This window comes from Akkermansia sp. KLE1798, assembly GCF_001580195.1.
Lineage (GTDB): Bacteria > Verrucomicrobiota > Verrucomicrobiia > Verrucomicrobiales > Akkermansiaceae > Akkermansia > Akkermansia biwaensis.
The window spans coordinates 63,133-87,606 of the sequence record NZ_KQ971099.1; the positions used below are offsets into that span (position 1 = coordinate 63,133).

At 54.5% G+C, this 24,474-nt stretch carries 20 protein-coding genes and 3 tRNA genes; 10 read left to right on the forward strand and 13 right to left on the reverse strand.

Translation table 11 applies throughout. The annotated features are described in order from the left end of the window. Position 1: 1 nt before the first annotated feature. From HMPREF3039_RS12420 to HMPREF3039_RS12445, 6 genes are read left to right on the forward strand one after another with little or no spacing between them, the layout of a single operon-like run. The gene (locus HMPREF3039_RS12420) at positions 2-1,114 is read left to right on the forward strand and encodes a glycosyltransferase family 4 protein (RefSeq protein WP_067572473.1); all 1,113 of its coding nucleotides are present in this window, start codon (positions 2-4) and stop codon (positions 1,112-1,114) included. Continuing rightward, on the forward strand, positions 1,111-2,151 hold the full coding sequence (locus HMPREF3039_RS12425; RefSeq protein ID WP_067572476.1) for a glycosyltransferase family 2 protein: 1,041 nt from the start codon (positions 1,111-1,113) through the stop codon (positions 2,149-2,151). The genes HMPREF3039_RS12420 and HMPREF3039_RS12425 overlap by 4 nt, the downstream gene beginning before the upstream one ends. After that, on the forward strand, positions 2,148-3,266 hold the full coding sequence (locus HMPREF3039_RS12430) for a glycosyltransferase (RefSeq protein ID WP_067572478.1): 1,119 nt from the start codon (positions 2,148-2,150) through the stop codon (positions 3,264-3,266). The genes HMPREF3039_RS12425 and HMPREF3039_RS12430 overlap by 4 nt, the downstream gene beginning before the upstream one ends. A 5-nt stretch (positions 3,267-3,271) precedes the next feature. Beyond that, a complete protein-coding gene (locus HMPREF3039_RS12435) occupies positions 3,272-4,159 on the forward strand; it encodes a glycosyltransferase family 2 protein (protein WP_197457197.1) in 888 nt (295 codons plus the stop codon). A gap of 7 nt (positions 4,160-4,166) precedes the next feature. Then, positions 4,167-5,336, forward strand: coding sequence for a glycosyltransferase family 4 protein (locus HMPREF3039_RS12440; RefSeq protein ID WP_067572482.1), 1,170 nt, complete (start codon positions 4,167-4,169; stop codon positions 5,334-5,336). A gap of 5 nt (positions 5,337-5,341) precedes the next feature. Beyond that, entirely contained in the window at positions 5,342-6,409 is a 1,068-nt protein-coding gene (locus tag HMPREF3039_RS12445) for a glycosyltransferase family 2 protein (RefSeq protein WP_167506815.1), read from the forward strand. Between the two features lie 14 nt (positions 6,410-6,423). Here HMPREF3039_RS12445 and HMPREF3039_RS12450 read toward each other — a convergent pair whose 3' ends face one another. Then, on the reverse strand, positions 6,424-7,389 hold the full coding sequence (locus HMPREF3039_RS12450; RefSeq protein ID WP_067572618.1) for a retropepsin-like aspartic protease: 966 nt from the start codon (positions 7,387-7,389) through the stop codon (positions 6,424-6,426). A gap of 807 nt (positions 7,390-8,196) precedes the next feature. On the opposite strand from HMPREF3039_RS12450, the gene HMPREF3039_RS12455 reads away from it, so the two are divergent. From HMPREF3039_RS12455 to HMPREF3039_RS13930, 3 genes are all read left to right on the forward strand, one after another. Then, positions 8,197-8,655, forward strand: a complete 459-nt coding sequence (locus tag HMPREF3039_RS12455) for a hypothetical protein (protein WP_067572486.1) — start codon at positions 8,197-8,199, stop codon at positions 8,653-8,655. A 340-nt stretch (positions 8,656-8,995) separates the two neighbouring features. Next, complete coding sequence (locus HMPREF3039_RS12460) at positions 8,996-9,517, forward strand: hypothetical protein (protein WP_067572488.1); 522 nt, start codon at positions 8,996-8,998, stop codon at positions 9,515-9,517. 152 nt (positions 9,518-9,669) lie between these two features. Then, complete coding sequence (locus HMPREF3039_RS13930; protein ID WP_147550203.1) at positions 9,670-10,101, forward strand: hypothetical protein; 432 nt, start codon at positions 9,670-9,672, stop codon at positions 10,099-10,101. Between the two features lie 733 nt (positions 10,102-10,834). On the opposite strand, the gene HMPREF3039_RS12465 is transcribed toward HMPREF3039_RS13930, so the two are convergent. From HMPREF3039_RS12465 to HMPREF3039_RS13935, 5 genes are all read right to left on the reverse strand, one after another. Further along, positions 10,835-10,910: transfer RNA gene (locus HMPREF3039_RS12465), tRNA-Ile, on the reverse strand. Between the two features lie 511 nt (positions 10,911-11,421). Continuing rightward, a complete protein-coding gene (locus HMPREF3039_RS12470; protein ID WP_067572490.1) occupies positions 11,422-12,927 on the reverse strand; it encodes an MATE family efflux transporter in 1,506 nt (501 codons plus the stop codon). Next, a complete protein-coding gene (locus HMPREF3039_RS12475; protein ID WP_067572492.1) occupies positions 12,924-13,595 on the reverse strand; it encodes a ubiquinone/menaquinone biosynthesis methyltransferase in 672 nt (223 codons plus the stop codon). The genes HMPREF3039_RS12470 and HMPREF3039_RS12475 overlap by 4 nt, the downstream gene beginning before the upstream one ends. A 61-nt stretch (positions 13,596-13,656) precedes the next feature. Then, positions 13,657-13,731: transfer RNA gene (locus HMPREF3039_RS12480), tRNA-His, on the reverse strand. A 172-nt stretch (positions 13,732-13,903) separates the two neighbouring features. Then, positions 13,904-14,152 (reverse strand): hypothetical protein, encoded by a 249-nt coding sequence (locus HMPREF3039_RS13935; protein WP_147550200.1) that lies wholly within the window; start codon positions 14,150-14,152, stop codon positions 13,904-13,906. 347 nt (positions 14,153-14,499) lie between these two features. Between HMPREF3039_RS13935 and HMPREF3039_RS12490 the strand changes: the two genes are divergently transcribed. After that, positions 14,500-15,129 carry a hypothetical protein gene (locus tag HMPREF3039_RS12490; RefSeq protein WP_147550197.1) on the forward strand — a complete coding sequence of 210 codons (630 nt, stop codon included), beginning with the start codon at positions 14,500-14,502 and terminating at the stop codon, positions 15,127-15,129. Positions 15,130-15,181: 52 nt separating this feature from the next. On the opposite strand, the gene dapF is transcribed toward HMPREF3039_RS12490, so the two are convergent. The 7 genes from dapF to HMPREF3039_RS12525 all read right to left on the reverse strand — a co-directional run bounded on the left by dapF (position 15,182) and on the right by HMPREF3039_RS12525 (position 24,415). Then, complete coding sequence (dapF, locus tag HMPREF3039_RS12495; RefSeq protein WP_067572499.1) at positions 15,182-16,006, reverse strand: diaminopimelate epimerase; 825 nt, start codon at positions 16,004-16,006, stop codon at positions 15,182-15,184. A gap of 59 nt (positions 16,007-16,065) precedes the next feature. Further along, positions 16,066-18,282, reverse strand: a complete 2,217-nt coding sequence (gene priA, locus HMPREF3039_RS12500; RefSeq protein WP_067572501.1) for a replication restart helicase PriA — start codon at positions 18,280-18,282, stop codon at positions 16,066-16,068. A gap of 20 nt (positions 18,283-18,302) precedes the next feature. Further along, positions 18,303-19,223 (reverse strand): peptide chain release factor N(5)-glutamine methyltransferase, encoded by a 921-nt coding sequence (gene prmC, locus HMPREF3039_RS12505; protein ID WP_067572503.1) that lies wholly within the window; start codon positions 19,221-19,223, stop codon positions 18,303-18,305. Between the two features lie 16 nt (positions 19,224-19,239). Further along, positions 19,240-20,316, reverse strand: coding sequence for a peptide chain release factor 1 (gene prfA / locus HMPREF3039_RS12510; RefSeq protein WP_067572504.1), 1,077 nt, complete (start codon positions 20,314-20,316; stop codon positions 19,240-19,242). Positions 20,317-21,237: 921 nt separating this feature from the next. Continuing rightward, a complete protein-coding gene (locus HMPREF3039_RS12515) occupies positions 21,238-22,275 on the reverse strand; it encodes a hypothetical protein (protein WP_067952173.1) in 1,038 nt (345 codons plus the stop codon). A 566-nt stretch (positions 22,276-22,841) separates the two neighbouring features. After that, positions 22,842-22,917: transfer RNA gene (locus HMPREF3039_RS12520), tRNA-Glu, on the reverse strand. A gap of 88 nt (positions 22,918-23,005) precedes the next feature. After that, a complete protein-coding gene (locus HMPREF3039_RS12525) occupies positions 23,006-24,415 on the reverse strand; it encodes an alanine/glycine:cation symporter family protein (RefSeq protein WP_082770274.1) in 1,410 nt (469 codons plus the stop codon). Positions 24,416-24,474 lie beyond the last annotated feature (59 nt).

Consider the following 24,474-nt stretch of genomic DNA (forward strand, 5'->3'; position numbering starts at 1 on the left):
CATGGGAAGACGCATTTTATACATTGCCAACGGCATCACCGGGCCGGGAGGGCTGGAACGGGTTCTGTCCGTCCGGACGCGCCTGCTTGCGGAAGAATACGGGGACGAAATCCATATCATGACCCTGAATGAACGGGGTGCGGAGCCCTTTTACGATTTTCACCCGGGAATCCGTGTTCATCACGTTGCGATGGAGGGAACCGCCCTGGCACGGCTGGCGGCCTGGGCGCGGGGCATCCGGAAAACGGTGCGTGCCGTGAATCCCGATGTGGTGGACGTGTGCGACGACGGGTTCAAGGGATTCTGGATTCCCCTTCTGCTGTCCGGGCGGCGTCCGGTCATCTATGAACGCCATGTCTCCCGGATGATTCAGACGGAGGGCGGGAGCCCTTCCGTTTTCATGAAGATGGAATTTGCCGCCATGCGTTTCCTGGGGGGCCGCTTTGCCCGCTTCGTGGTGCCTGCCTCCGGAAACAGGGCGGAATGGAATATGCGCAATGTGGAGGTCATTCCCAACCCTCTTCCCTTTTATCCGTCCGTTCCGTCTTCCGGGAAGGAAAAGCGGGTGATTGCCGTGGGCAAAATCTCTCCCCAGAAAAACTATGGGGCCTTGCTGGAGGCCTGGAAAAGGGTGCACGGGAAATTTCCGGACTGGAGGCTGGACCTGTTCGGCGCAGAGCGCGACGGGGGCGGGCTGAGAACGGCGATTCGGTCGGCGGGGCTGGAAGAAAGCTTCGTGCTGCATCCGCCCACGAGGGAAATCATGGCGGCGTACCTGGGAGCCTCCATCTGTGCGATGTCTTCCAAATATGAGGGATTCGGCATGATGATGGTGGAGGCCATGGCGTGCGGCGTGCCGTGCGTGGCCTTTGACTGCCCCTGCGGTCCCGCAGACATCATCAGCCATGAAGAAGACGGGCTGCTGGTGGAGAAAAACAATATTCCCGGACTGGCGAATGCCCTGGAGCGCCTGATGGGGGATGAAGTGCTGCGTGGCGCCCTGGCGGCGAAGGCACGGGAACATGTGAGGCGTTACGCGGCTAAAACGGTGGCGGAGCAGTGGAACAGGATGTACGGCCGGGTTCTGGAGGAAGGAAAGGGGGGACGGGCATGATTTCCGTCATCGTTCCCGTGTACAATGCGGAAGCTTACGTGTCCCGCTGCCTGGAAAGCATCCTGAACCAGACGTACCGGGATATCCGGGTTGTCTGCGTGAATGACGGCTCCACGGACGGCACCGGGGCCATTCTGGAAGACTTCCGCCGCAGGGACAGCCGGGTGGAGGTTGTCGCCCGTGAAAATTCCGGACTTTCCGCCTCCCGTAATGCCGGGCTGGAACGGGCGGACGGGGAATATGTGATGTTTGCGGATGCGGATGACTGGCTGGACGCACATGCGTGTGCGGACGCCGTGAAAGCCATGCGGGAACGGGATGCGGACATTGTTTTCTGGAGCTATGTGAAGGAATATGAATCGGTCTCGTCCCCGGTTTTGTTCTGGCCGGAGGAACGCGTCTTTGAGGGGGAAGCCATGGCGTGGCTGAGAAACCGCCTGCTGGGCCCCGGCGGCGCGGAACTGGCCCGGCCGGAAAGGATGGATTCCTACGGAACGGCCTGGGGCAAGCTTTACAGGCGTTCCCTGTTCCGGGATGCGGAGTCCGCGTTTGTGGACACCGCGCTCATCGGTTCCGCGGAGGACGTTCTCTGCAACCTTTCCCTGTTCGGAGCGGCCCGGAGGGCCGTCTATATTCCTTCCACGTTCTACCATTACCGGAAGACGGCTTCCGGGGCGCTGACCAGGAGGTACAAGCCGGACCTGGTGGCGCAGTGGGAGGAGCTCTTCAGGCGCATGGATGTACATGTGGGGAAACATGGCGCGTGTCCGGAGGCTGAGAGGGCCCTTCGGAACCGCATGGCCCTGTCCGTCATCTTTCTGGGGCTGAACATCTGTGATGCTCCGGGATCTCCGCTGCGGCACGCCGCCATGCTCCGGAACCTGCTGGAACGGGACTGGTGCCGTGCGGCGGTCGGGACGCTTCCCCTGAAGCCGCTCCCGGCCCATTGGAAAACGTTCTTTCTGGCGGCGAAGTCGGGATTCTTTCCCGGCCTGTACCTGCTCCTGCGAATCATCAAGCGAATCCTGGCAACATGACCCCCCAACGAGTATTAATGGTATTCACCATCATGAACCGCGGAGGCGCGGAAACGATGGTCATGAATTATTACCGCCATATCGACCGTCGCAGGCTCCAGTTCGATTTCCTGGTTCACCGGGAGACCCCCGGCATTTATGAAGAGGAAATCCGGGAACTGGGCGGCCGGATTTACAGGCTGCCGCCCATCACCCTGTCCGGTCTGGCCGCGTACAGGAGGGAGGTGGCGCGCTTCTTTGACGAACATCCGGAATACAGGCTGGTTCACGGGCACTGCTCCGAGCTGGGCTACTGGGTGTACCGCGAAGCGGCCGCGCGGAACATCCCCTTCATTGCGGCGCATGCGCACAGTTCCCCGCTGGGAATGGATAAAAATTCCCTGTTCCGTTTTCTGCTCAAGCATCTGATGCGCCCGTACCTGACGCACCGCTTCACGTGCAATGAATTGTGCGGCCGCTGGCTCTTTGGCCGCAAGGGAATGAAGGATGCCGTGGTGGTTCGGAACGCCATTGATGCGGGAAAATTCAGTTATTCTCCGGAAACCCGTGAGCGGGTCAGGAGGGAAATGGGCTGGGAGGGAAAACTGGTGGCAGGCCACACGGGCAACTTTTCCTGGCCCAAGAACCATGAGTTCCTGCTGCGCGTTTTTCAGGCGTTCCTGGGCCTGCACCCGGATTCCCTTCTGGTGCTGGCGGGAAGCGGCGGGGAAAAGGAGGAACAGGTCAGGGAGGAGGCGGAGCGTGCGGAATGGGGAGGACGCATCCGTCTGCTGGGCGGCAGGGACGACATTCCGGATTTGCTGCAGGGAATGGACGTTTTCGTTTTCCCGTCGTGGTTTGAAGGGTTCGGCATCGCCATGCTGGAGGCCCAGGCGGCGGGGCTGCCCGTTCTGGCCTCCGACCGGGTTCCGGAAGATGCCGCGGTGGTGCCGGGCCACGTAAGCTTTCTGTCCCTCAGGGAATCCCCCGCGGTTTGGGCGCGGAGAATGGAGAAACTGGCCCGCGGATGGCGGAGGAACAATACGGCGGCGGCCATCCGGCAAGCCGGGCTGGACATTGCCGGCAATGCGCAAAAGCTTCAGGAATTCTATCTGGAACAGGGAGGTGAATCATGAAGACAATGAAGACGTTGACCGTGTTCACGCCGACCTTCAACAGGGCGGAATGCCTGCGCCGCTGTTATGAAAGCCTGCTGAGGCAGACCTGCCGCGACTTTGTCTGGCTGGTCATTGACGACGGATCGTCGGACGGAACCGCAGACTTGGTGCGTGAATGGCAACGGGCAGGGCATCTGGAAATACGCTACCATTATCAGGAAAACGGAGGCATGCACACGGCCCATAATGCCGCGTACGGGCTCATGGACACGGAACTCAACGTCTGCCTGGATTCCGACGACCTGATGACGGAAGACGCCGTGGCCTCCATTCTGGAACTCTGGAAGCGGCGTGGCAGCGAACGGCTGGCCGGGATTGCGGGGCTGGACGCCGACGTACGGACTGGAGAACTCATCGGAACGGCTTTTGAAGAGGACGACGGAGAGATGACGCTGACCGGATTCTATGCGGCGGGGGGCAGGGGGGACAAGAAGCTCGTGTACCGGACCGCGCTGATGAAGCGGCTGCCGCCTTATCCCGTGTTTCCCGGTGAAAAGTATGTGGGGCTGGGCTACAAGTACATGCTGGCGGACGAAGAGGCGCCCCTGCTGGCCATGAACAGGGTGCTGTGCCTGGTGGAATACCGGGAGGACGGCTCCTCGAAAAACATGTTCAGGCAGTACGTGCGGAATCCCAGGGGATTTGCCTTTCTGCGGAAGGAGGGGATGAAGCGCCAGCCTTCCGGGCGCAGGCGCTTCATGGAGGCGGTGCATTACGTGTCCGCCTCCCTGCTGGCGCGCCATGCCCGTTTTTTGCAGGAATCCCCGCGTCCGTTCCTGACGCTGGCGGCCGTGCCCTTCGGAATAGCGCTGATGTGCCTGATTATCGTGAAAAACAGAAACAACGGATGACCGGAATATGAAGATTGCCTACGTACTGGATGATCTGGATGCGGCGGGAGGAATTCAGGCCGTCACGCGCGCCAAGGCCGCGGCCCTGGCCGCCGTGCCGGGCAATGAAGTCGTTCTGGTGGCGGCCAACGACGCCCGCCGGACTGCGGCGGAATTGCCGCCGGGCGTGAAGGTGGCGACCCTGGGTGTGAATTATTATGAGGACGACTGGAAGGGATTCCTGTATGTGATGAAGGGCATTCTTGTCAGGCGCAGGCGCCATGCGGAGGCTCTACGGAAAACCCTTGGGGAACTGGAACCGGACATCGTCGTTTCCGTAGGGCAGTCGGAAAAGTTCATGATTCCCCGGATTTCCCGCGGCAGACCGTGGAAAACCGTGCGCGAATACCACTACTCCGGCACCTACCGGAAAGATTACGCGCGGCTTCAGGGCGGGATAAGGGCGCGTATCATGGCCGCCGTTTCCGATTTTTATGAATTCGCACTACGCCAGGGCAGCTATGACGCCACGGTAGTGCTTACCCGGCAGGATATGGAGACGAACTGGAGGGGAAGGAAGGGCGTGCACGTCATTCCGAACCCGTGCATCCGCCGGACGGAACGGGCTGCTTCCCTGGACCGCCCCCGCGCGGTTGCCGTGGGGCGCCTTGTCCCGGTCAAGGGATTTGACCTGCTGATTTCTGCATGGGAAAAAGTGGCTGCCGTCTATCCCGGATGGGAGCTGGAGATATGGGGGGACGGCCCGGAAAAGGAATCCCTTGAACGCCTGGTCCAGGAAAAGGGGCTGGAAAGGCAGGTGTTTCTGCGCGGGGCCACTCCTGATGTGCAGGAAAAACTGCTGCAATCCTCCATGCTGGTGTTTTCCTCCCTTTTTGAGGGATTCGGCATGGTGCTGGTGGAGGCGATGGCGTGCGGCGTGCCCTGCGTGGCGTTTGAATGCCCGTGCGGGCCGCGGGACCTGATCAAGCCGGAAAAAGACGGCCTGCTGGTCCCCCCCGGAGATACGGGCCGTCTGGCGGAGGCCGTCATCCGGATGATTGAACATCCCGAATTGAGGCGCGCCATGGGAGCCGCCGCCCGGAAGAAGGCCGGACGTTATGGGCTGGACGCCATTGCCCGTTCCTGGATGGACCTGTTCCATGCATTGAAAAATCCTGAAAACACAAACCTTGCCTGATGACCATGCCACTCGTTTCCATTATTATTCCGTGCTACAATGTAGCCGGATTTATGAAAAAATGCCTGGATACCGTCTGCGCCCAGACGCTCCGGGACATAGAAATCATCTGCATCAATGACGGCTCCACGGACGGAACGCCGGACATCCTGCGGGAATATGAAGCCGCGGACGAAAGAATCCGCATCATCGACCAGCCCAATGCGGGCGTGGCGGCGGCCCGGAATGCCGGGCTGGATGTCGCGTGCGGAAAGTACATCGGGTTTGCCGACCCGGACGACTATGTCTCTCCCGTCATGTTCCAGCGCCTGTATCTGGCGGCGGAACAGTATGGCGCGGAGCTGGTTTGCATGGGGGCCACGATTGCCGGGGACATGCCGCTCTCCGTCCGGTGGAGCATGCTCAACGGCCTGCAATGCCCGGAATGGCATTGCAGCCATTACGACTTTGCGTCCATGGGAACGTTCAGCGAATTGTGCTGGGACAAGCTTTACCGTGCGGATTTCCTGAAAAAGACGGGCCTCCGCTTCCGGGAGGGAATGAGGCAGGGGAGCGATGCCCTGTTCAACAACCTGCTTCACCCCTACGTGCGGAACATCGTTAAAATCCCGGACTGCCTGTACATCTACCGCCCCACTCGTCCGGATTCTCTGGTGAACGTGTACAAGGCCCCGGACAAAAAGGGTTCCGGGTTCTATCCGGCTCTGGAGCGTGTGGACCTGATCGCCGCTGCCTACCGGGAATTGGGCTGTCTGGAAAAAGCCAGGATAACGGTCCTGAACTGGCTGAACGGCAGCATCCAGCTTTTCTCGTCCAACCTGCTCCGCCAGACGGCGGCGGAGAAAGAGGAAGCCCTGGATGCGGTCCGCGCCCTGCTGGACAAATACGGCTGGCGAGAATTTGCCCAGTCCCCGGAATCTCCTTTCCGTCTCCTGAAACACATTGCCTGCGGGCACGACTTCCGCGTGAGGTGCGCCCTGTTCGGCCTTTACCGGTTCCTGCATTCCCGCGCCGGAAACAAGCTGGTGGAGCTGTGCACCCGGATCATCAACCTGCGCGGAAGTTCCCGGTAGGCGGGCATTCCGGTTCATCTTCCTGCCGTGCAGGCAGGCGTCTGGGGCACTGTCTTTCGTGGCTGGAGAAGGCAGTCGTAAAACGGCGTGTAAAGCAGGTTGTTGGGAATCAGGTAAAGGTAGCCGTTTTGGGAGTCGTAAACGAGGTTGAAGCGCTTCAAAAGGTTGTTGCCCATGACTCCGTCCATCTCTTGCATGCTCTGGATGCCGCTGGTGACGGTGGAAAACGCTCCGGGAATGCGCGGCAATTTGCAGGCGCCGAGCTGGATGCTGTCGAAAATGACGTTTTCCAGCCTGCCCGTATTGGTATCGGAACTGGAAATGCTGGAGACGGAAAACGGAACCTGGCTGCCCAGGAGGCGATGCTTGTTGACAAAGGGGGTATTGAGGTCCAGAATGCGGTCGGAACCCGTATCTACCGACAGGCGGAGCTGGTAAACCTTCCCGTTGACCGTTCCCTGGGCGGGAACTACGGGGATTCCCATCACGTATTCCATCTTCAGGCGGATGGCGTCCGGCGGCGGCGTGTAGGAACCGTGCGGATACAGGTAGATTTTCCGGTCCGTGTAATTGACTTCCGTGACCTGCCGCTGGATGAACCAGAGGCCGAGAACGCCGTCCCACTGGTCACGGGCATAGGGAATGGCGATGAAGGGGACGCCGGACAGAGACTGCTTTCCGACGGAAAATTTGTTTTCCGCGCTTTTGCGGACCTCATTGGAGCCCGTGGCTCCGTAATTCACAATAGTTTCATTGAACTCCATCGGGATTCCTTCCAGGGAATTGCTGTTGATGACCATGGAAGTGGCACCGGTATCAAAAAGAAAGAGCAGGGGCCGGCTGTCGTTGACGCGGCATTGCACGTAAATGCGGCTGGCGGTTCCGAGCTCGAACGGAATGCTGTCGCTGGGAATGTTGGCGCTCAGCGCGCAGGGAAGAAGCCCCAGCAGAGCGGCAAAAAACGGCAGCAATCTTTTCATGCGTATCATCCCTGTATGTTTTGTTTGGTTGACAAATAGTGTGTATTTTCCAGAGATGCCCGTTGAGAGAATCTCCTGGGACGGTTGCTCGTGGGCGTGCATCCTTATAACCGATCAAGGCCGGCCCAACAATGCAAAAAGGGAGCTTCAAAGATGCCAGATGATTTGAAGGTTGCAGCAAATTATCTTTTTGGAAGAGGGGAGAAAACAGGATGCAAGTAGGAAATAGGAAATTTATTATACTGTAGAGAAAAAAGATATTTTTGAATTTCTCTCCCAGGAGATGACTCGGAAAACCAGCCCCGCGATCATATGGATGCTTATGAGGGAAATGAATTGGTTACATAAATATTATGATAGAGATTATTATTTCCTAACATAAATATGGGAAATCCGTGTGAATTGCGTTGACATCGGATACGGACATATGGTACGGGAAGGGTGATTCTCAGGAACTACCCTCGTTTCTTTTGTTAATCATTAACCCCAAATCCTGTGTATCCTATGAACACTCCGATTTTTTGGGCGATTATTTCCGATACGACCAATCGTCCGGCTCCTCACCATACTCACCTTTACCACCTAAACCATGGGCTGCCTTGAACTGAAAAATTCTGGGGTTATGTCTGAGTTATTATGGGTTTTGGTTTCATCTTCTTTGATGCGCTGGTTGATATCTAAAACTAAACAGGAAGAGAATTTTTATAAAAAAGGAAGTTTAATATATAGTTAAAAGATACAAAATAACGGCTGAGATCATGGGATCTCCCGTTCGTTTGGCAGAATATAAGAATACATTAAAAAATTATGATGATGAAATTTATTTTATTATTGGCGGCATTCGCTGCAGTAAATGTAGAAGCTTCTCCCATATTGGTCGATACAACCAAATCCCTGGTTCTTTCAGGAAAGAGCCCCTATATATCTTTAGAAATAACAGAGATGGAAGATATGTTTGAATGTTATGTTGTTTTAAAGCCAATGAACAGTGGAGATAAAATAAATTTTAAAGTTTATCATTATAATGATGAAACTTCTGACATTAAAATGATTTTAGATGTTGCAAGCAAGCATGAGATTGAAATGTCATTTGCCATAAAAAAAGATGATCTTGAAAAATTGACATACAGTGCAGTGAACACTCCCAAAGGATGTTTCGGTGGCATGGGGTATTTTGAAAGGCAGAGTAAAGAAGTATTTGTTTTTCCGGATAGTGATACAGTATATTTCATCGAAAACATCCGAGATTTTATCAAAAAGAAATAACCGTTCTCCCAAAATATATTTGAGTGATTTTCGATACCGTTGACATATACCTTTTTTCTTACAAATCCATGAACCGGAAATTAAAAAATCTATATTATTTTATTGATTTCTGAAGGAGTATTTTTAGCTTGATACGATGTAAGGGAGAGTAATTCCCACAGGAAGAAATATTGAGTGACAACGGTTTTTAGAAACGATTGTTCATGACAAAGTAATTCATCTGCGTCTTTTCCAATTGAAGTTTGGGGTAATTTTACATTGAACGAACAGAAAACTATTATTAACTCTATGAATATTTGGCATGAATATTTTATGTAATAGTATTTATATACTTCTGTTAATGATTATTCTCAGTGGGTGCGATAAATCCCCTCCTCAACCCGATACATGGGAAAAAATGATGGCGAATACTCTGGGTGTTCCACAAAATTCGTGGAGGCTGCATACTTCAATGCGGGGGAGAATAAGAATAATTTATATTTTCCAAACTGATCAGCAATGGACGGATTGCATTCACCTGCAGGCCTTGAAATTACAAGACGGACTGGACGCAAGAGTTTCTTATTCAGGCATAAGTACAGATGATATTCTGGATATCTTAGGAGTAAAAAATGATTTTAATGAAGAAATAATAAAAAATCCTGAAATCTATTCATTGATAAATGATGATTTCTTAAAAGGGGATCTTACTCCGTATAGTATGTTACACATCCAGGAAAAATTCTTGGATAAAGAGAATGGAATAGATAAACATAAATTGATGACATTTCCGTTTGGGGAGATTTTCGTATTATATAAAAAAATACTTCAAGAAGATAAATATTTAGTAATAATAGCCATTTCCCCTCATGACAGATGGTAAGAAATGCATTTCATTAGTTTACAGTTGATAAAGTCGTTTTTTATCGAGTATCTCTACGGTGAGTAATCGAAAAATCATCCCGTTGATCCTTATTCGGGGACGGCCAGTTCCATTGGCCAGGGGATGAAGAATACTGACTCTGAATGGGAATTATGGAAATAGACAAAAGTATAAAACCGCCAAACAGACCCAGGGGAAATTTTAATGAAAAAGAGAATAGCAGGAAGTATTCACTCATAATCATTTTTTTAATAATCCTGCAATCATGTTGCTCTGTAAATGTTAAAGAAGTTTCTCATTCTCAGCTGGTATATCCTTTAGTCACGCAAACAGCTCCTCCTTCTGTATATTACTATGGAACGCATGAAGGCTATGATTATTTTTCTATTTTGTTTACGAAGTACAAAGTTCTTGGAAGCAATATGAACGATCAATTCAGATTTGATTTCGCATCCTGGAATAAAACCCACAGAATAGAAATGCATGTACACATGCTGGAGTTAGTTCCTCAGACAATTTACGAATCAGAAAGGTATCATAAAAATAATCGACCTGTTATTGAAGAGAAACCAAAAGATTTTTAATTATTATTAATGGAGCTATATCTAAGCTTGGCATGCGCCTAGGCAAGCGTGTTTAATGGCGGGCAAGGATTCCCTTGCTCTGGACAACGCCCTTCATCATGTGATTGTTTAAAAGGAAAAGTAGAATGAGGCCCGTTCCTCTGTCGGAGAAACGTTCCTGAAATTTGTTTTTCACAAAGATAAAAAAGCCATGGGCGTAATGGTGAAAAAGCCATGGAGAACATTGTTGTATCAGTCAGATTGCCGGGAAAAATCCATGTCATGGTAAAAGAATATTTGCCGCCTCAGTAGTTTTTTTAGATTTACTGAAGTTATTAAAATTGTGTGATTTATAGAAATAGTTTTAATTTTTATAGCTTCCAGTCAATTGTCATCTGCAACTCCGACAACTTATTTCGATGAATCGCGAGCATAAAAAATTTCTCCACTACCGGATGTTTTATACAATTCACATACCCTCTGCATAGATGTTATTGTACGACTTAGTGGCCCACAAAGTCTGCAGTAGTGATGAGAAGCTTCCCTGCTTTCCAGTTTTTCTGCCAGCTATTCGTCATTCTGGAATGACTCCTCTTCTTATGCGGTTTCCTCCACTGCAGCAAAAATGGTGGTACCAAAGTGGTGCCATTTTCCTCACGTTTTGGTGCGTTTTTACACGTTTTTAACGATTTTTGAGGGAAGTGGGAAGGGAAAGAAAAAGCCTTACCAGTAGTTAACTTGTAAGGCTCTGTTTTGGTAGGCCCGGTAGGGTTCGAACCTACGACCAAGGGATTATGAGTCCCCTGCTCTAACCGCTGAGCTACGAGCCCGTTGAAGAACAACGTGCAAAAATACTAGCAGAATCCGGCGGGAAAGGCAAAGTTTTTATCCCGTTATGAACGTTTTGGATTTGCAGAAGATATGCCCTTAAAAATCAGGTACGGAGGATATGCGCCCATCAGAGTACCTATTTTCAGGGGAGATTGCTGCAATAAGAAAGGCTTGTGAAACCCATTGCAGATGGATGAAATCCGCAGATGATTTTCTTTTCGAAATTGAAACAGGGAATCTTTCCATGGAACTGGACAATTGTTTTATGTGTTCCTGATTTGCCTTTTAATAGCCCGCAGGACGGGAAGTCATGTTCCTTCCTTCCGTGCAAATTGACTGTTTGTGGGGAAAGAGGTCATTCCGATAAGATGCTGCTCCGCTTGTTGAACCGGATGGCCGTAGCAAATCAGGCCGGGGAAGAAATTGACGGGATTGGAATGGGAAGATGGTGTTTTCCCCTCAGGCTCGTTTTCCTGTCGCAAAGACGGACGCAGAAAGGGGCACAGGAGGTTACACTTGCAGCTTCGTCCAGCTCCGTCCTTTGACGATTTTATAAAGAATTACGGATTGCACGGCCATTTCAAAGGCGAAGAGCATCCAGATACCCCACAGCGTCATGGTTTCCGGGGCCAGCTTGAACCAGGCCCAGGTGCAGCCCACGCGGAAGAAGCCCATGATGCCGTAGGAGACGAGCATGACCCGCCGCGTGTCTCCAGCGCCGCGCAGGGACATTTTCATCACGATGCAGGCTGCAAAGAAGGGTTCCACCAGGAGCATGGTGCGCAGGACGGGGATGCCCGTGTCAATGAGCGTCATGTTTCCGTTGGAGAATATCTGCATGAAGAGGGCGGGGAAGGCGCAGAAGAGCACACCCAGGCCCGTCATGAAGATGAGGGCGTACCGCATGCATTTCCAGATGGTGATGCGGGCCATCAGCGCATTCCTGGCACCCAGGTACTGCCCCACCAGTGTGGAGGCCGCCATGCCGATGGCGAAGCCGGGCAGGAAGCTGAGGGATTCAATGCGCACGGCGATGTTGTGGACGCCCAGCACGCCCGTGATGGGAAGCTCGCTGATGATGGAGAGGCAGAACATCTGGATGCCCCACATGCCGAATACTTCCACCGCCTGCGGGAGGCCGATTTTCAGAATGCGCTTCTGCATGCCCATGTCTGGCCGGAGATGGGAGAAGGAGAGGTACAGAGGCGGCGCATAGTGTTCTCCCTTTTCCCTGACCAGTTCTTCCAGGGACAGGCCGGGATGTTCCGCGAAGATTTTTTTCCTGCGCCGCAGCATGATGAAGAGAAGCAGGCACATGCTGATACCGTAGCCGCAGACCGTTCCCGCCGCGATGCCGCCGATGCGCCAGCCGCCCAGCGGGGCGTCCGCAAAGACGAAGAGGACGCTGAAGATGACATTGAGGACGCCCACGTTCATCATGATCCAGAAGGGCAGCCGGGTATCCCCGGAACCGCGAAGCGCCGCGTTGACGGCAAAGACCACGCCGCTGAAGGGGGCCGCGAATGCGGCCACATACACATATTGCAGGGCGTATTCCCGTGCGGCTTCATTCATGGTCAGCACGTGGGTGACCAGGAATCCGCTGCATGCAAAGAGCAGCCCGCAGGAGATGATCCCGGCGAGCAGCCCGAGCATGGCGGCCTGGTGCAGCCCGTGCTGGGCCTGGGGGTAGTCCCTGGCCCCCGTCATCCGGGAGACGATGGCGGTGGCCCCCATCATGATGGAACCCTGGATCACAAAGCCGAACCACATCAGGAAGACGACGGCTCCCATGCCGTCGGAGATGTTGATGGTGTCCTGGGCGTCCACCCCTATCTTGGTGGCGATGAAAAGGTCCGACGAGGTGACGAAGAAGCTGAGAAGCTGTTCCAGAAAGGGCCAGAAGGCAATGACGGCTATCTGCCGGGGCAGTGAAAGCCCGGCCAGTTTGCCGCCCAGCCGCGCACGGGAAGCCCGGCCGCGGATGATGCCTTCTCTTGCGTCTCCCGCACTCATTTCTGGGCCGTGTAAATGCTGGCGATGCCTCCGTTGAGGGGCTCCGCCGTGATATTGGTGTACCCGCAGTTCCGGAGCAGGTTTTTCATATCTTCTCCGCTGGGGAACGCTTCAATGCTGTCGGCCAGGTAGTCGTAGGCCTCGCGGTGGCCGGTCATCCATCCGGCGATGAGCGGAAGGATGCGGTGCAGGTAGAAACGGTAGGGGCGCTTCAGCAGGTTTTCAGGCAGGGAAAAGTCCAGGATGAGCAGGTGCCCTCCGGGGCGCAGCATGCGTCCCATTTCCTTCAGGGCGTCCGGATAGCTGGCCATGTTGCGCAGCCCGAAGGCTACGGTGACGGCATCGTAGGAAGCGGAGGGGAAGGGAAGGTTCATGGCATCCGCGCAAACCAGATTCGCCAGTCCCCGTTCGGCGGCTACATCCAGCATGGGCTGGCAGAAGTCGGACCCCGTCAGGCGTATTTCCGGCATGGCGCGCAGGATGGCCAGGGCCAGGTCGCCCGTGCCGGTGGCCAGATCCAGCAGGCGTTCCGGCTTCCATTCCGAGACCAGCTGAACGACACGCTGCCGCCACAGCAGGTCCACCCCCATGCTCAATATATGGTTGGTAGCTACATAACGCGTTGCAATGGCGGAGAAGGCGGCTTTGACGAATTCGGGATTGCGCATGCGAACGAAGAGAGGGTGAAGTAAAAAAGAGCACCGGAAGTGCTCTTTTTCAGGAAAGGGATGGGGTGTCGGACGGGGCTCGAACCCGCAACTACCAGAATCACAATCTGGGGCTCTACCATTGAACTACCGACACCATGTAGTGTTGTGGTGCGGCAAACATTACCCGCGCATATTCATTTTGGCAAGAAGAAAATAAGTGTGGCGATTGTTTTTAGAGAAAAATCTTCCAAAGATGAAAATTGCTGTTTGATTGGGATAAATATTTGTTTCCCGTTTGGAAAACTATGACAGTGGGGAATGATGTTTTATTGTGTTGACGGGGTTTTCAGGTAAACTTTTTTATTATGCTCGTTGACATGGTAGATCCCTCCCCTGGGGCCGACCCGGTACACCTTTGTGTTCCGGGCGGAGAGGGGGGATTGTGCCGGACTCGTTCCGGGTACCATGTGGGTACAGAGGGGTTCGTAATCCGGCAGGAGCGGCTTGCGGACGCATTGGGAAAGAAGAGGGAATGCCATGATGACAGAGGCTGTGAACAGAAGCGGTGGTTTCATGATGACGTCAATTTCTATTTCGGGAAGCTGCTTTGTCAAGCTTCCGAATGGAAGTGAATGCTTTGGGAAAAATGAAAAGGAATTTTTCTTTATTTTTTGAAAACGTTTGTTTGAATTTATTTTGTTTCCAATTATTATTACTGCTGTTCCAACGCTCTCACGTTTCGCAACAAACTAACTTCCAATAATTATTGCCTATGAACATTCTTCCTCACATTCCTTTGTTATCTACTGTGTTTGTAGGAATGGGCTATTATTTGTTCCCGTTCAGCATTGTTTTATTATGGTTTTTGACTGATTCCAGAAAAACAAAATATTTGCTTCTTGTCGCCTTGGTCCTCCTGAGCATGATCTGCATGTTTCTTGAAGAGGCGTGCTGCCCCAGCAGGGAGTATCCGTGGGACTGCATGGTGGAGTGCATATTCAAGGGGATATTGGTGCCTTTGCTTTGCCTGCTGGGTTATACCGTATATGTGTTTTTGTGTACTTGTCTTCCTTCCGGAAAAAATAAATGGAAAGGCGTGGGGTTTGTGGCCCTGGGCGTCATGAGTCTGGCGTTCGAGTATGTGAATGCCAGTTTTTCAATCATGCTGCTCACGGGGTATTTCCTCCTCTTCATCCTGAGAAGGAAGTTTCAATCCCATGCGCCTTTGGTGAGGAAATGCAATGCCGTGCTCGCCTTGGGCGTGATTCCTGGTATTTGCGTGATCGGCGTCGTGTGCGCCGTTTTGTTTCCGCCGCCCCAGGATTACCTCTGTGAAAGAATCCAGGAGGAAATGAAGCGGGATATGGCCGTGTGGAATTACCGGAACAACCTGATGCTGCTGTCCTCCCGTTTTCTGGGCATGGAGCAGGGAAGCGACGGCATCACCGTGAAGTATTATTGTGAAACGAACATGGGGCCTGCCGTGTACAAGGCATTCTGCAACGGCTATGGAGGCTACAAGAGGGCTGAATGCGTTTTACTGAAAAAATAACAGGCGGGGACGTTTGCTTCCGTCCCTGCCCGTTTCCTTGAATGGAGGTGGTTTAGACTTCAATGTCCCCTTCAAAGACAAGGTCCGCCGGCCCGGTGAGGGTGACGTTGGTGAAGTGGTCTCCCGTGCGTGTGAAGCCGACTTCCAGCGTGTCTCCACCCGCTACGTCCACTTTGATGGGGGAGGGCGCATCCGTCAGTACGGCGTGAATCAAGGCGCTGGCAGTCATGCCGGTGCCGCAGGCAAGCGTTTCGTCCTCCACTCCCCGTTCATAGGTGCGTATGGCGATGTGGCGGGGAGACAGCACTTCTGCGAAGTTGGCGTTGGTGCCCTTGGGAGAGAAAGAGTCATGGTAGCGCAGGTAGGCTCCCATGTTGACGATGTCCGCGTCTTCCAGGCTGTCCAGGAAAGCCACGGCATGGGGGACGCCGGTGTTCAGGAAATGAACGTCCGTTCCGACGACGTGGTCTGCATTTAGCACAAAAAGCTGGAGGGAATGCGGTTCCGTCAGGTTGACGGTGACATTGCCGTCCTCCCTGAAGGAGGCGGTGACGATGCCCGCCATGGTTTCGAAGGGAAGGGGCTTGGTCCGGTCATGGCGGAGCAGGGCTGCGGCAAAGTTGCCGAAACAGCGCGCTCCGTTGCCGCACATTTCCGCTTCTCCGCCGTCGGAATTGTAATAGCGCATGCGCACCGCACCGCCTTTTCCCTGGGAGGGCTCCACGGCAATCAGGCCGTCCGCGCCGATGCCGAAGCGGCGGTCGCACAGGGCTTCTATGGTTTCCTTGTCCAGCACGGAAGAGAGGCTTTCGTCGCGGTTGTCCACCATGACAAAGTCATTGCCGGCGCCCGTCATTTTGTAGAAATGAAGTAGCATAACAGTAAGTTGCGTTGTGCGGAAATCCTAATCCCACCCCCCTGTTTTGGCAAGACAGCTTACATGAATGACATGGCGTCCACGTCAATGACGGCCGTCAGGTCGTCTCCCAGCCCGGCTTCCTGCACCAGCTTTCTAAGGGCGCGGGAGATGGCGCGCGCGGAAGGTCCCTTGACTGTGATCTGGTACCTGAACTGGCCGTGGGCGCGGGGAATGGGCGCGGGCATGGGGTCCGTCATCGTCGTGTCCGGCGGCAGCATTCCGCGGAGCCTGGCTCCCAGCGTGCGGGTGGCGAATTCCGCCATGTTTTCATGCTGGGAGCGGATCGTCAGCACGGCGATGTGGGTGAAGGGTGGAAGATCGAAGGCACGGCGCATTTCCAGTTCCTGAGCTGCGTAGCCGTCCGTATCATGATGCCGTGCATATTGCAGGGAGGGGGACTGCGGGGTAAACGTCTGGATAATGACTTCCCCGGACAGGTCGCCGCGGCCTGCGCGGCCCGCCACCTGCGTCAGGAGCTGGAAGGTGCGTTCGCCTGCCCGTGGGTCGGGAATGTAAAGGCCCAGGTCCGCATTGAGCACACCTACCAACGTGACGCCCGGAAAATCCAGGCCCTTGGCGATCATCTGGGTTCCCAGCAGAATGTCTATTTTACGGGCCCGGAACTGGTTCAGGATGTCTCTGACGGCGTTTTTTCTCCGCGCCACGTCTGCGTCCACGCGCGTGATGCGCGCCGCAGGAAAGGTGCGGCGCAGGATTTCCTCCACTTTCTGGGTGCCGTAGCCCTGGAGAAGAATGCTGGCGGATTTGCATTCCGGGCAGGTTCTGGGCACCAGGGACTTGAAACCGCACAAATGGCACATCAGGCGGTCTTCCGTGCGGTGGTAGGTGAGGGGAAGGGAACAGTGCATGCACGTGATGACGTGCCCGCAGTCCGGGCACTGGATGGAACGTGCGAATCCTCGGCGGTTGAGCAGCAGGATCACTTGCTCCCCCCTGTCCAGGCGGCGGTCGATGGACATTCTGAGGCGTTCCGAAAGCACATTGGGGCCGGCTTTGTTCTTACCCTCCGTTTTCATGTCCAGAATGCGGATCAGCGGCAGCTGCTGGCCGTCCGCGCGTTCCGTCAGCCTGGCCAGGACGTATTTTCCGGTCTGGACGTTGTGGATGCTTTCCAGGGACGGCGTGGCGGACCCCAGGACGACGGCGCAGCCTTCCAGATGGGCGCGCAGGACCGCCAGGTCGCGGCCGTGGTAGCGGGGTGAGCTTTCCTGCTTGTAGGAGGCGTCGTGCTCTTCATCCACAATAATCAGGCCCAGATTCTGGAGAGGAGCGAAGACGGCGGAGCGGGGCCCGACGACGATACGCGCCTTTCCGGACCGGATGGCATGCCATTCGTCAAAGCGCTCTCCGTCGGAGAGCAGGCTGTGAAGTACGGCCACGGAGGAAGGCATGTCCGCAAAGCGGGATTTGAAACGCTGGACGGTCTGGGGCGTCAGGGAGATTTCCGGCACCATGATCAGGGCGGATTTCCCCTCCTGCACGATTTGGGAGACCGCCTGAAGGTAAACTTCCGTCTTGCCGGATCCGGTGACGCCCTGCAGGAGCACCGGCTTTTTGGTTTCCGCACGGCACATGGCCGTGACGGCTTCCAGGGCTTTTTCCTGCTGGGGATTCAGCTTCATGGACAGGCTGGGGGCGAATTGCTCCCCGGTCGTAGGGTCCCGGTGGACGGATTCCTCCCGCAGGGAAATGAAGCCTTTGCCTGCCAGGCCGCGGGCGACGTTCAGGGCTCCGGGGCCGAATTCCGACAGAGGCGCCGCCTTCTGTTCCGTCGTTGAAAAATAATCCAGCATTTGAGCCTGGCGGGGAGCCTTGCGGTATAGTGCGTCCAGTTCTTCCCGGGTGGGCTGTTTTTCCAGATGCACCATTTTGCGGATTTTCTCCGCCGTGTTTTCCTGTCGGACCGTTTCCGGCAGCAAACAGCGGATCATCTGGTCCAGGGCGACGGAATAATAGTCGGCGGCCCATGCGGCCAGATCCATCATCACTGGGGAAATCAGCGGTTCCGGGTCAATCAGCTTGAGAATAGGCTTGAGCCTGTCCTGCCACGCCGGGTCCGGCTCGGAAAGGGTGAGGACGGTTCCCGTAGCCGTTCTGTTGCGCAGGGGAATCTGCACGCGGCATCCGGGCCGGACATTTCCGGCTTCCGGAGGAATGCCGTAATCCAGCACCAGGTCGCTTTGACCGTCAACCAGGATGCGCGCCGCCAGCATGGGATGAAAGATGAAAAAGATTAACGGTAAGCGAAGGGAAAACGGGAAATGCCGCTCATATCCTTCAGCACTTCCATGTGGTTGTAGCCGCAGCCGTCCATGATCCGGGTGACCGCGGCGGCCTGGTCATGGCCTATTTCCAGGGCCACGAATCCGTTTTCTGTCAGGTAATCGCGGGCTTGGGAAAGAAAACGTTCAATGATTTCCCACCCCTGGGGGCCGCCGAACAGGGCCGTGTGCGGGTCTCTCATCACTTCCGGGGCAAGTTCCTCGCCATCCGCAATATAGGGCAGGTTGGCCACAATGACGTCAAAGCGGGTTTCCTGCGCGGTCCGGGGCTGTTCTGGGGCTTCTTCCGTATTCTGTTCCGGTTCTTCCGCAGACTGCCGTTCTTCGTCGGACGGAGTGGCAGGCAGGTTTTCAAACAGGTCCGTCTGGATGGTGGAAACCCTGGCTCCCAGCCTCATGGCGTTTTCCAGGGCCAGATCCAGCGCCTTGGGGGAAATGTCCGCCAGAACGACTTCCCGTACACGGTCCTTTAATTCCAGGGCCAGCGTGATGCCGATGATTCCGGACCCGGTACCCATGTCCAGAACGCGGACGGGACGGGCGGGAATCCTGTTCAGTACCATTTCCACCAATTCTTCCGTTTCCGGCCGCGGGATCAGGGCGCGGGCGTCCGTCAGGAACTCCCGGCGGAAAAACTCCGTGGTTCCCAGCAGGTGCTGCAGAGGTTCTCCGGCGGCCTTGCGCTTCAAAAGCTGGCGGAGGGGGGCCAGTTCCTCTTCCTCAACAGGCCTGTCAAACTGAGAATAAAGAGCCGTGCGGTTGCAGTGCAGAACGTGGGCCATCAGGTGCTGCATGGTGGCGCGTGCCTCGTCGCAGCCCTGGCGTGCCAGATACTCCGTGCCGGACTGCAAAACTTCCAGTAAGGTTTTCATGAAAGGGGGAAGGGGATTAGGACATGCCGGCTTCCGCCAGGCGTTCCTGCATTTCTTCATGCTGCAGCGCCATGATCAGATCCTCCATCTGGCCCATCAGGATGCCGTCCAGATTGTGGGACGTGTAGCCGATGCGGTGGTCCGTCAGGCGGTTCTGCGGGAAATTGTACGTTCTGATTTTTTCTTCACGGCCTCCGGAACCGATCAGGCTGCGCCGCGCGGCAGAGTACTTTTCCGCCTCCTCGCGCTTTTTGGCTTCAAACAGCTTGGCTCGCAGGATTTTCATGCCCTTTTCGCGGTTTTTCATCTGGCTGCGCTCTTCTTCGCACCGGACATAGACGCCCGTGGGGATGTGCCATATCTGCACGGCGGATTCCGTCTTGTTCACGTGCTGTCCGCCTGCGCCGCCGGAGCGGCATACTTCAATGCGGAGGTCCTCCGGGCGAATTTCTATGTCCACTTCTTCCGCCTCCGGCATGACAGCCACGGTGGCGGTGGAGGTGTGGATGCGTCCCTGCGTTTCCGTAGAGGGCACGCGCTGGACCCGGTGGACGCCCCCTTCGTATTTCAAGTAGCGGAACACCTCGTCCCCGGCAATGCGGCAGACGACTTCCTTGAAGCCGCCTACGTCGGACGGGCTGCTTTCCATGTGTTCAAAGCGCCAGCCGCGTTCTTCCGCAAAACGCTGGTACATCCGGAGCAGGTCGCCCGCGAACAGGGAAGCTTCATCGCCGCCCGTGCCGGCGCGGATTTCAATGATGGCGTCGCGGTCTTCCGTGGTGTCCCGGGGCAGCAGGCTGTATTGAACGTCGCTGCGCAATTTTTCCAGCCTGGCTTCCAGTTCGGGAATCTCCAGGGCGGCCAGCTCCGCCAGTTCCGGGTCATCCGTCTTCGCCAGTTCCTGATTGTCTGCCAATTGCTGTTCCGTACCGTTCAGCTCGTCCCAGGTTTCCAGCAGTTCTTTCAGGCGCCGGTGTTCCCTCATGATCTCCGACGCTTTTTTCTGGTCGCTGAAAAAATCCGGTTCTGCAATGACCGTTTCCAATTCTTCCAGGCGCTGGCGGCGTTTTTCAATGAGAGGCGTGTAATCCATGGCGTTTTCGTGTACGGAATACTAAAAGATAACGTGACTTTCTAAAAGTCAAATCCGGGAAGATGTAAGACATGGCCGCCATAGGGCACGCAACCTCCGGACCCGGAAGATGGTGGCCGGAATCAAGAAAAATCACATCTTCCGATGATGAGGAAAAAATATCTTCCAGAACCTGCGGGTTCTGGAAGATATAAGAAACCCCGCAAACACGGGTACAGAAATAGATGCAGACACATTGCTTTCAACGTTCCCTATTCCCAAAAGATTCAGAGATGGCTTCCGATGGACGGAATAAATCATACGGGGGGGATATGGAAACATCACCAAGAGATGAAGGTAAAACAGATCATTGCTTTTCTTTATTATATACCTCTGATCGTCTGCTCTGAGGCAATATTCAGTTTCCGGCATGCTGTTCAAGTTGTGAAAGCCGCATGTTGGTTTCCGTGAGGACTTTTGTCTGTGCATTCATATAAGTCGCATATCGCAGTACAGGATCCCGCAGGCAATAAAGCCCGAGAACATGACCGGTTCGGGCTTGTATTCCCTTAAAAGGTTCAGGTAGACGCGGGCTTTACTGCACATATGGTCTTCCTTTCTGGGGGCTTGAATGACAGGCGGCATGTCGGTCGCGGGATGGTTCTGTTTGTAGGAGATGTCCCCGGTTCCGGGACATCTTCCTCTGCTTATTTATCCCTTTTCCGGAGTTCCAGCCGCATCCACGCCTGCAAGGATTCGGTTAACCTCGGCCGCGTGGATACAATGGACGCCGGAGCTTGATCATCATCTATACCGTTTTAGGTGCAAAGGCGGATGTGTATAGCTTCTCCATCTGGAAAAACAGCTGTTATCGTGAGACGCGTTCATCCCCTCCGCCAGAGGCAGAAAAACGATTTGTATTTGTTTTTCATTCATAATTAGTTAATTGTTCTGGATCAGTTCGCACCATTCGCCTACGATAGTTCCTCCATAATAACATGGTGCGTGCACCCCTACAGAGCAATGTCCCGCCGTCTTTGCCAGTGACAACCTGCTGCTGGACATTGCTCTGTGATAAGAATCCAATGTAAATGTCTCCGGTAGAATCTTGTAGGAAACAAGACGCCCGGCGCTTTTATCAAACCCAACCAGCCAGACACCAGAATGCTTACTCGTCATGGATAAAGCCACTCCCCGCAAGGCAAGGATGTCAGGAACGGAACAATGGTGAGAAGTGTTGACAACAGTACCGGAACGACCTACCCAGGACATACGGACAGACACGGCACATTGGCCATTGGCCGGACGGCCAATCTGTATATCGACCCAGTATCGCATGTAACCTGCGGGCGTGGCAAAGGGATCATCATCCAGGCTCGCGTAATCCGCATTGAAAGAAGTATTGCCTATGGCGATGGAATCAAAGCACCGGCCATATCCCAAACCGCAGGAAATCGGAAGGTAACAACTGGTCAAGCTGTCGTAAGAGGAATTGATCTGGTCGAGGTTGAGCATATTAAAATCAGCCGTGACCACAGTCCATGCCGGCATGTTGTCTCGCCCGGCAGCCCACCAAAACCGGTCCACAAGTATTCCCCAGGAAAAAGGATTGGAAGAATTGAAATAGGTTTTCAACGCGGAAAACTCCATCTCATGAAGCAGACGAACTTCCCTGTATCTGGCGGCCTCCGTGTCAGTGGATGGTGCCATTGGAATATTGATGCCACCGTCGGCGTTGACGGTATTGGAAAACGTACCGCCCTGAGCCGTCATGTTTCCCGCAAGCGCCATATTGCCGGAGGCGTCCACAAGTGTGTCTTGCTTCGCATTCCACGCAGTACGCTCTTCTTCCGTAATATGGACGGTACCATTCTCGGCATGTTCATTTAAGTCGTTTTGAGGCGCCACGAGGATCCCATTGATAGAAGTAATTTTATTCATGATTATTCTTTGCTGGTTGTTTGTGAAGTGGTTTACCATGGGAAACTCCCATAATCCTGAGTGGTAAAAAGCCCGCATTTTCCCTGGGTGTTAACCGTTTTCTCGGTCAGGACAGCTGAGCTGACAGTTTCCTGGAGTACTTCCTCTTTTATCCGGCAATGGACTGGTGATGAACGGTTTCAGCCGTGTCAAGCTTAGGGGTGTCCTTCCATTCGCCGGATAAAAGGCTGGGTATAATCCACTTCGTTAAAAGTTTTCTCCTGTTTCACGAAAATATCATCATGCGTAAAACGTCAGGAGTGTGCAAATCCCTCCGTATCGGGCAGATGGCAGGAGTAAAATCCCCACTTGCACCATGATTGTACGTTTGTCTGTACCGGGAATCCAAGACATGGAGCACCATGACGCAGCTTTGCTGAATTGTCAACAGTCCAGGGTTTGGAACATACGCCTCGTCTGGTTTTACCGTTTGATAGTATTGACCGGGGATACCGTACACTTTTTGACTGGGTATTCTCTACAGCCCCTTTTAGCAAATGAATGCAAGCAGTTGCTCTTAAAAAAGAAAAAGCCTTATAAAGATAAGGCTTTTTATATGGTAAAACTGGCATCGCGTACGGGACTCGAACCCGTGTTGCCCGCGTGAAAGGCGGGAGTCCTAGACCGCTAGACGAACGCGACTTTTAGGTTTGCAGGGACTGCGCGGCGAAGTAAACACCATCGCTGTTCCAAAGGCAAGGATTATTTGAACATGAAGTAAAAAATTATGCTATTTTCCTTCCGGAACGTGGGATTCATCATATTCGTCCAGCCTGTGCTGCCAGAGATAGTACCGGGTTTGCTGGACCAGCACGCCGGAAAGGGCAATCAGGGAAATGAGGTTGGGCAGGGCCATCAGGCCGTTGGCACAGTCCGCAAAGACCCAGACCAAGTCTATTTTTGAGATGCAGCCCGTAAAGACGGCCGCCACCCAGATGACGCGGTAGGGTTTGACCAGTTTCAGGCCGCCCAGGTATTCCAGGGCTTTTTCTCCAAAGTAGGACCAGCCGAGAATGGTGGATACGACGAAGGTAACCAAGCTGAGCGTCAGCAGGGGAGAGCCCATGTAAGGGATTTTGCTGAATGCCAGCGTGGTGAGGCGCGAGCCGTCGCTGCATGAAATGTCCGGATGGGCGATGATGCTGGTGGTGAGCACGATGCCCGTCAGGGCGCAGATGACCACCGTATCCCAGAAGGGGCCGCTGGAGGAAATGAGCGCCTGCCGGACGGGGTTGCGGTTCTGGGCCGCAGCGGAGGCTATGGCGGCGGAACCCAGTCCGGCCTCATTGGAAAACAGGCCCCGGGCCACGCCGGTTCTCATGGCGGTCATGACGGCGGCTCCCATGACGCCGCCCGCGGCGGCTTCTCCCGTGAAGGCGCAGTCCAGAATGTACCGGATGGCGGGAAGAATGTAGTCCGCCTGGACGATCAGAATATACATGCATCCAAGAATGTACAGGACCGCCATGACCGGAACGAAAAAGGCGCATACACGGGCGATCCCCCGGATGCCGCCCAGCATGACCAGGGCCGTCAGTGCCGTCAGCACCGTGGCCGTTCCCCATGCAGGAATGGAGAAGGCGTGATAAAGCTGTTCCGCGGCGGCGTTTCCCTGAGTCAGGTTGCCGATGCCAAAGGCGGCAATGGCCGTGAAAACGGCGAAGAGTACGCCCAGCCATTTGCATTTCATGCCGCGTTCCAGCACGAACATCGGGCCGCCGCTCATGTTGCCGTCCTTGTTTTCCACACGGTACTTGATGGCAAGCAGCCCTTCCGAGTAGCGTGTAGCCATGCCCAGAACCCCCGTCAGCCAGCACCAGAAGATGGCGCCGGGTCCCCCAGCGGCAATGGCTACTCCCACACCAATGATGTTCCCCGCGCCGATGTTGGCCGCCAGGGCCACCATCAGGGAGCTGAACGGGGAAATGTCCCCCTTGTCCGTGTGGTCCTTCACAAAGTACAGTTTCAGGGCCTTGAGCAGGTAGCGCTGCGGAAAACGCAGAATGACGGTCAGGTACAGATGCGTGCCCAGCAGCAGAATGAGCAGGGGCCATCCCCACAGAAAGGAACTGAAGGCGGACAGCCGGGAGGTGAGCATGTCTCCGGTTTGGAAGAAAGCATTTTGCAGAGCGTCAAGCATACCGCAGGAACTCTAAGGAAAAACTGTCTTGTGGCAAGTTCTTTAATGGATTGACGGAG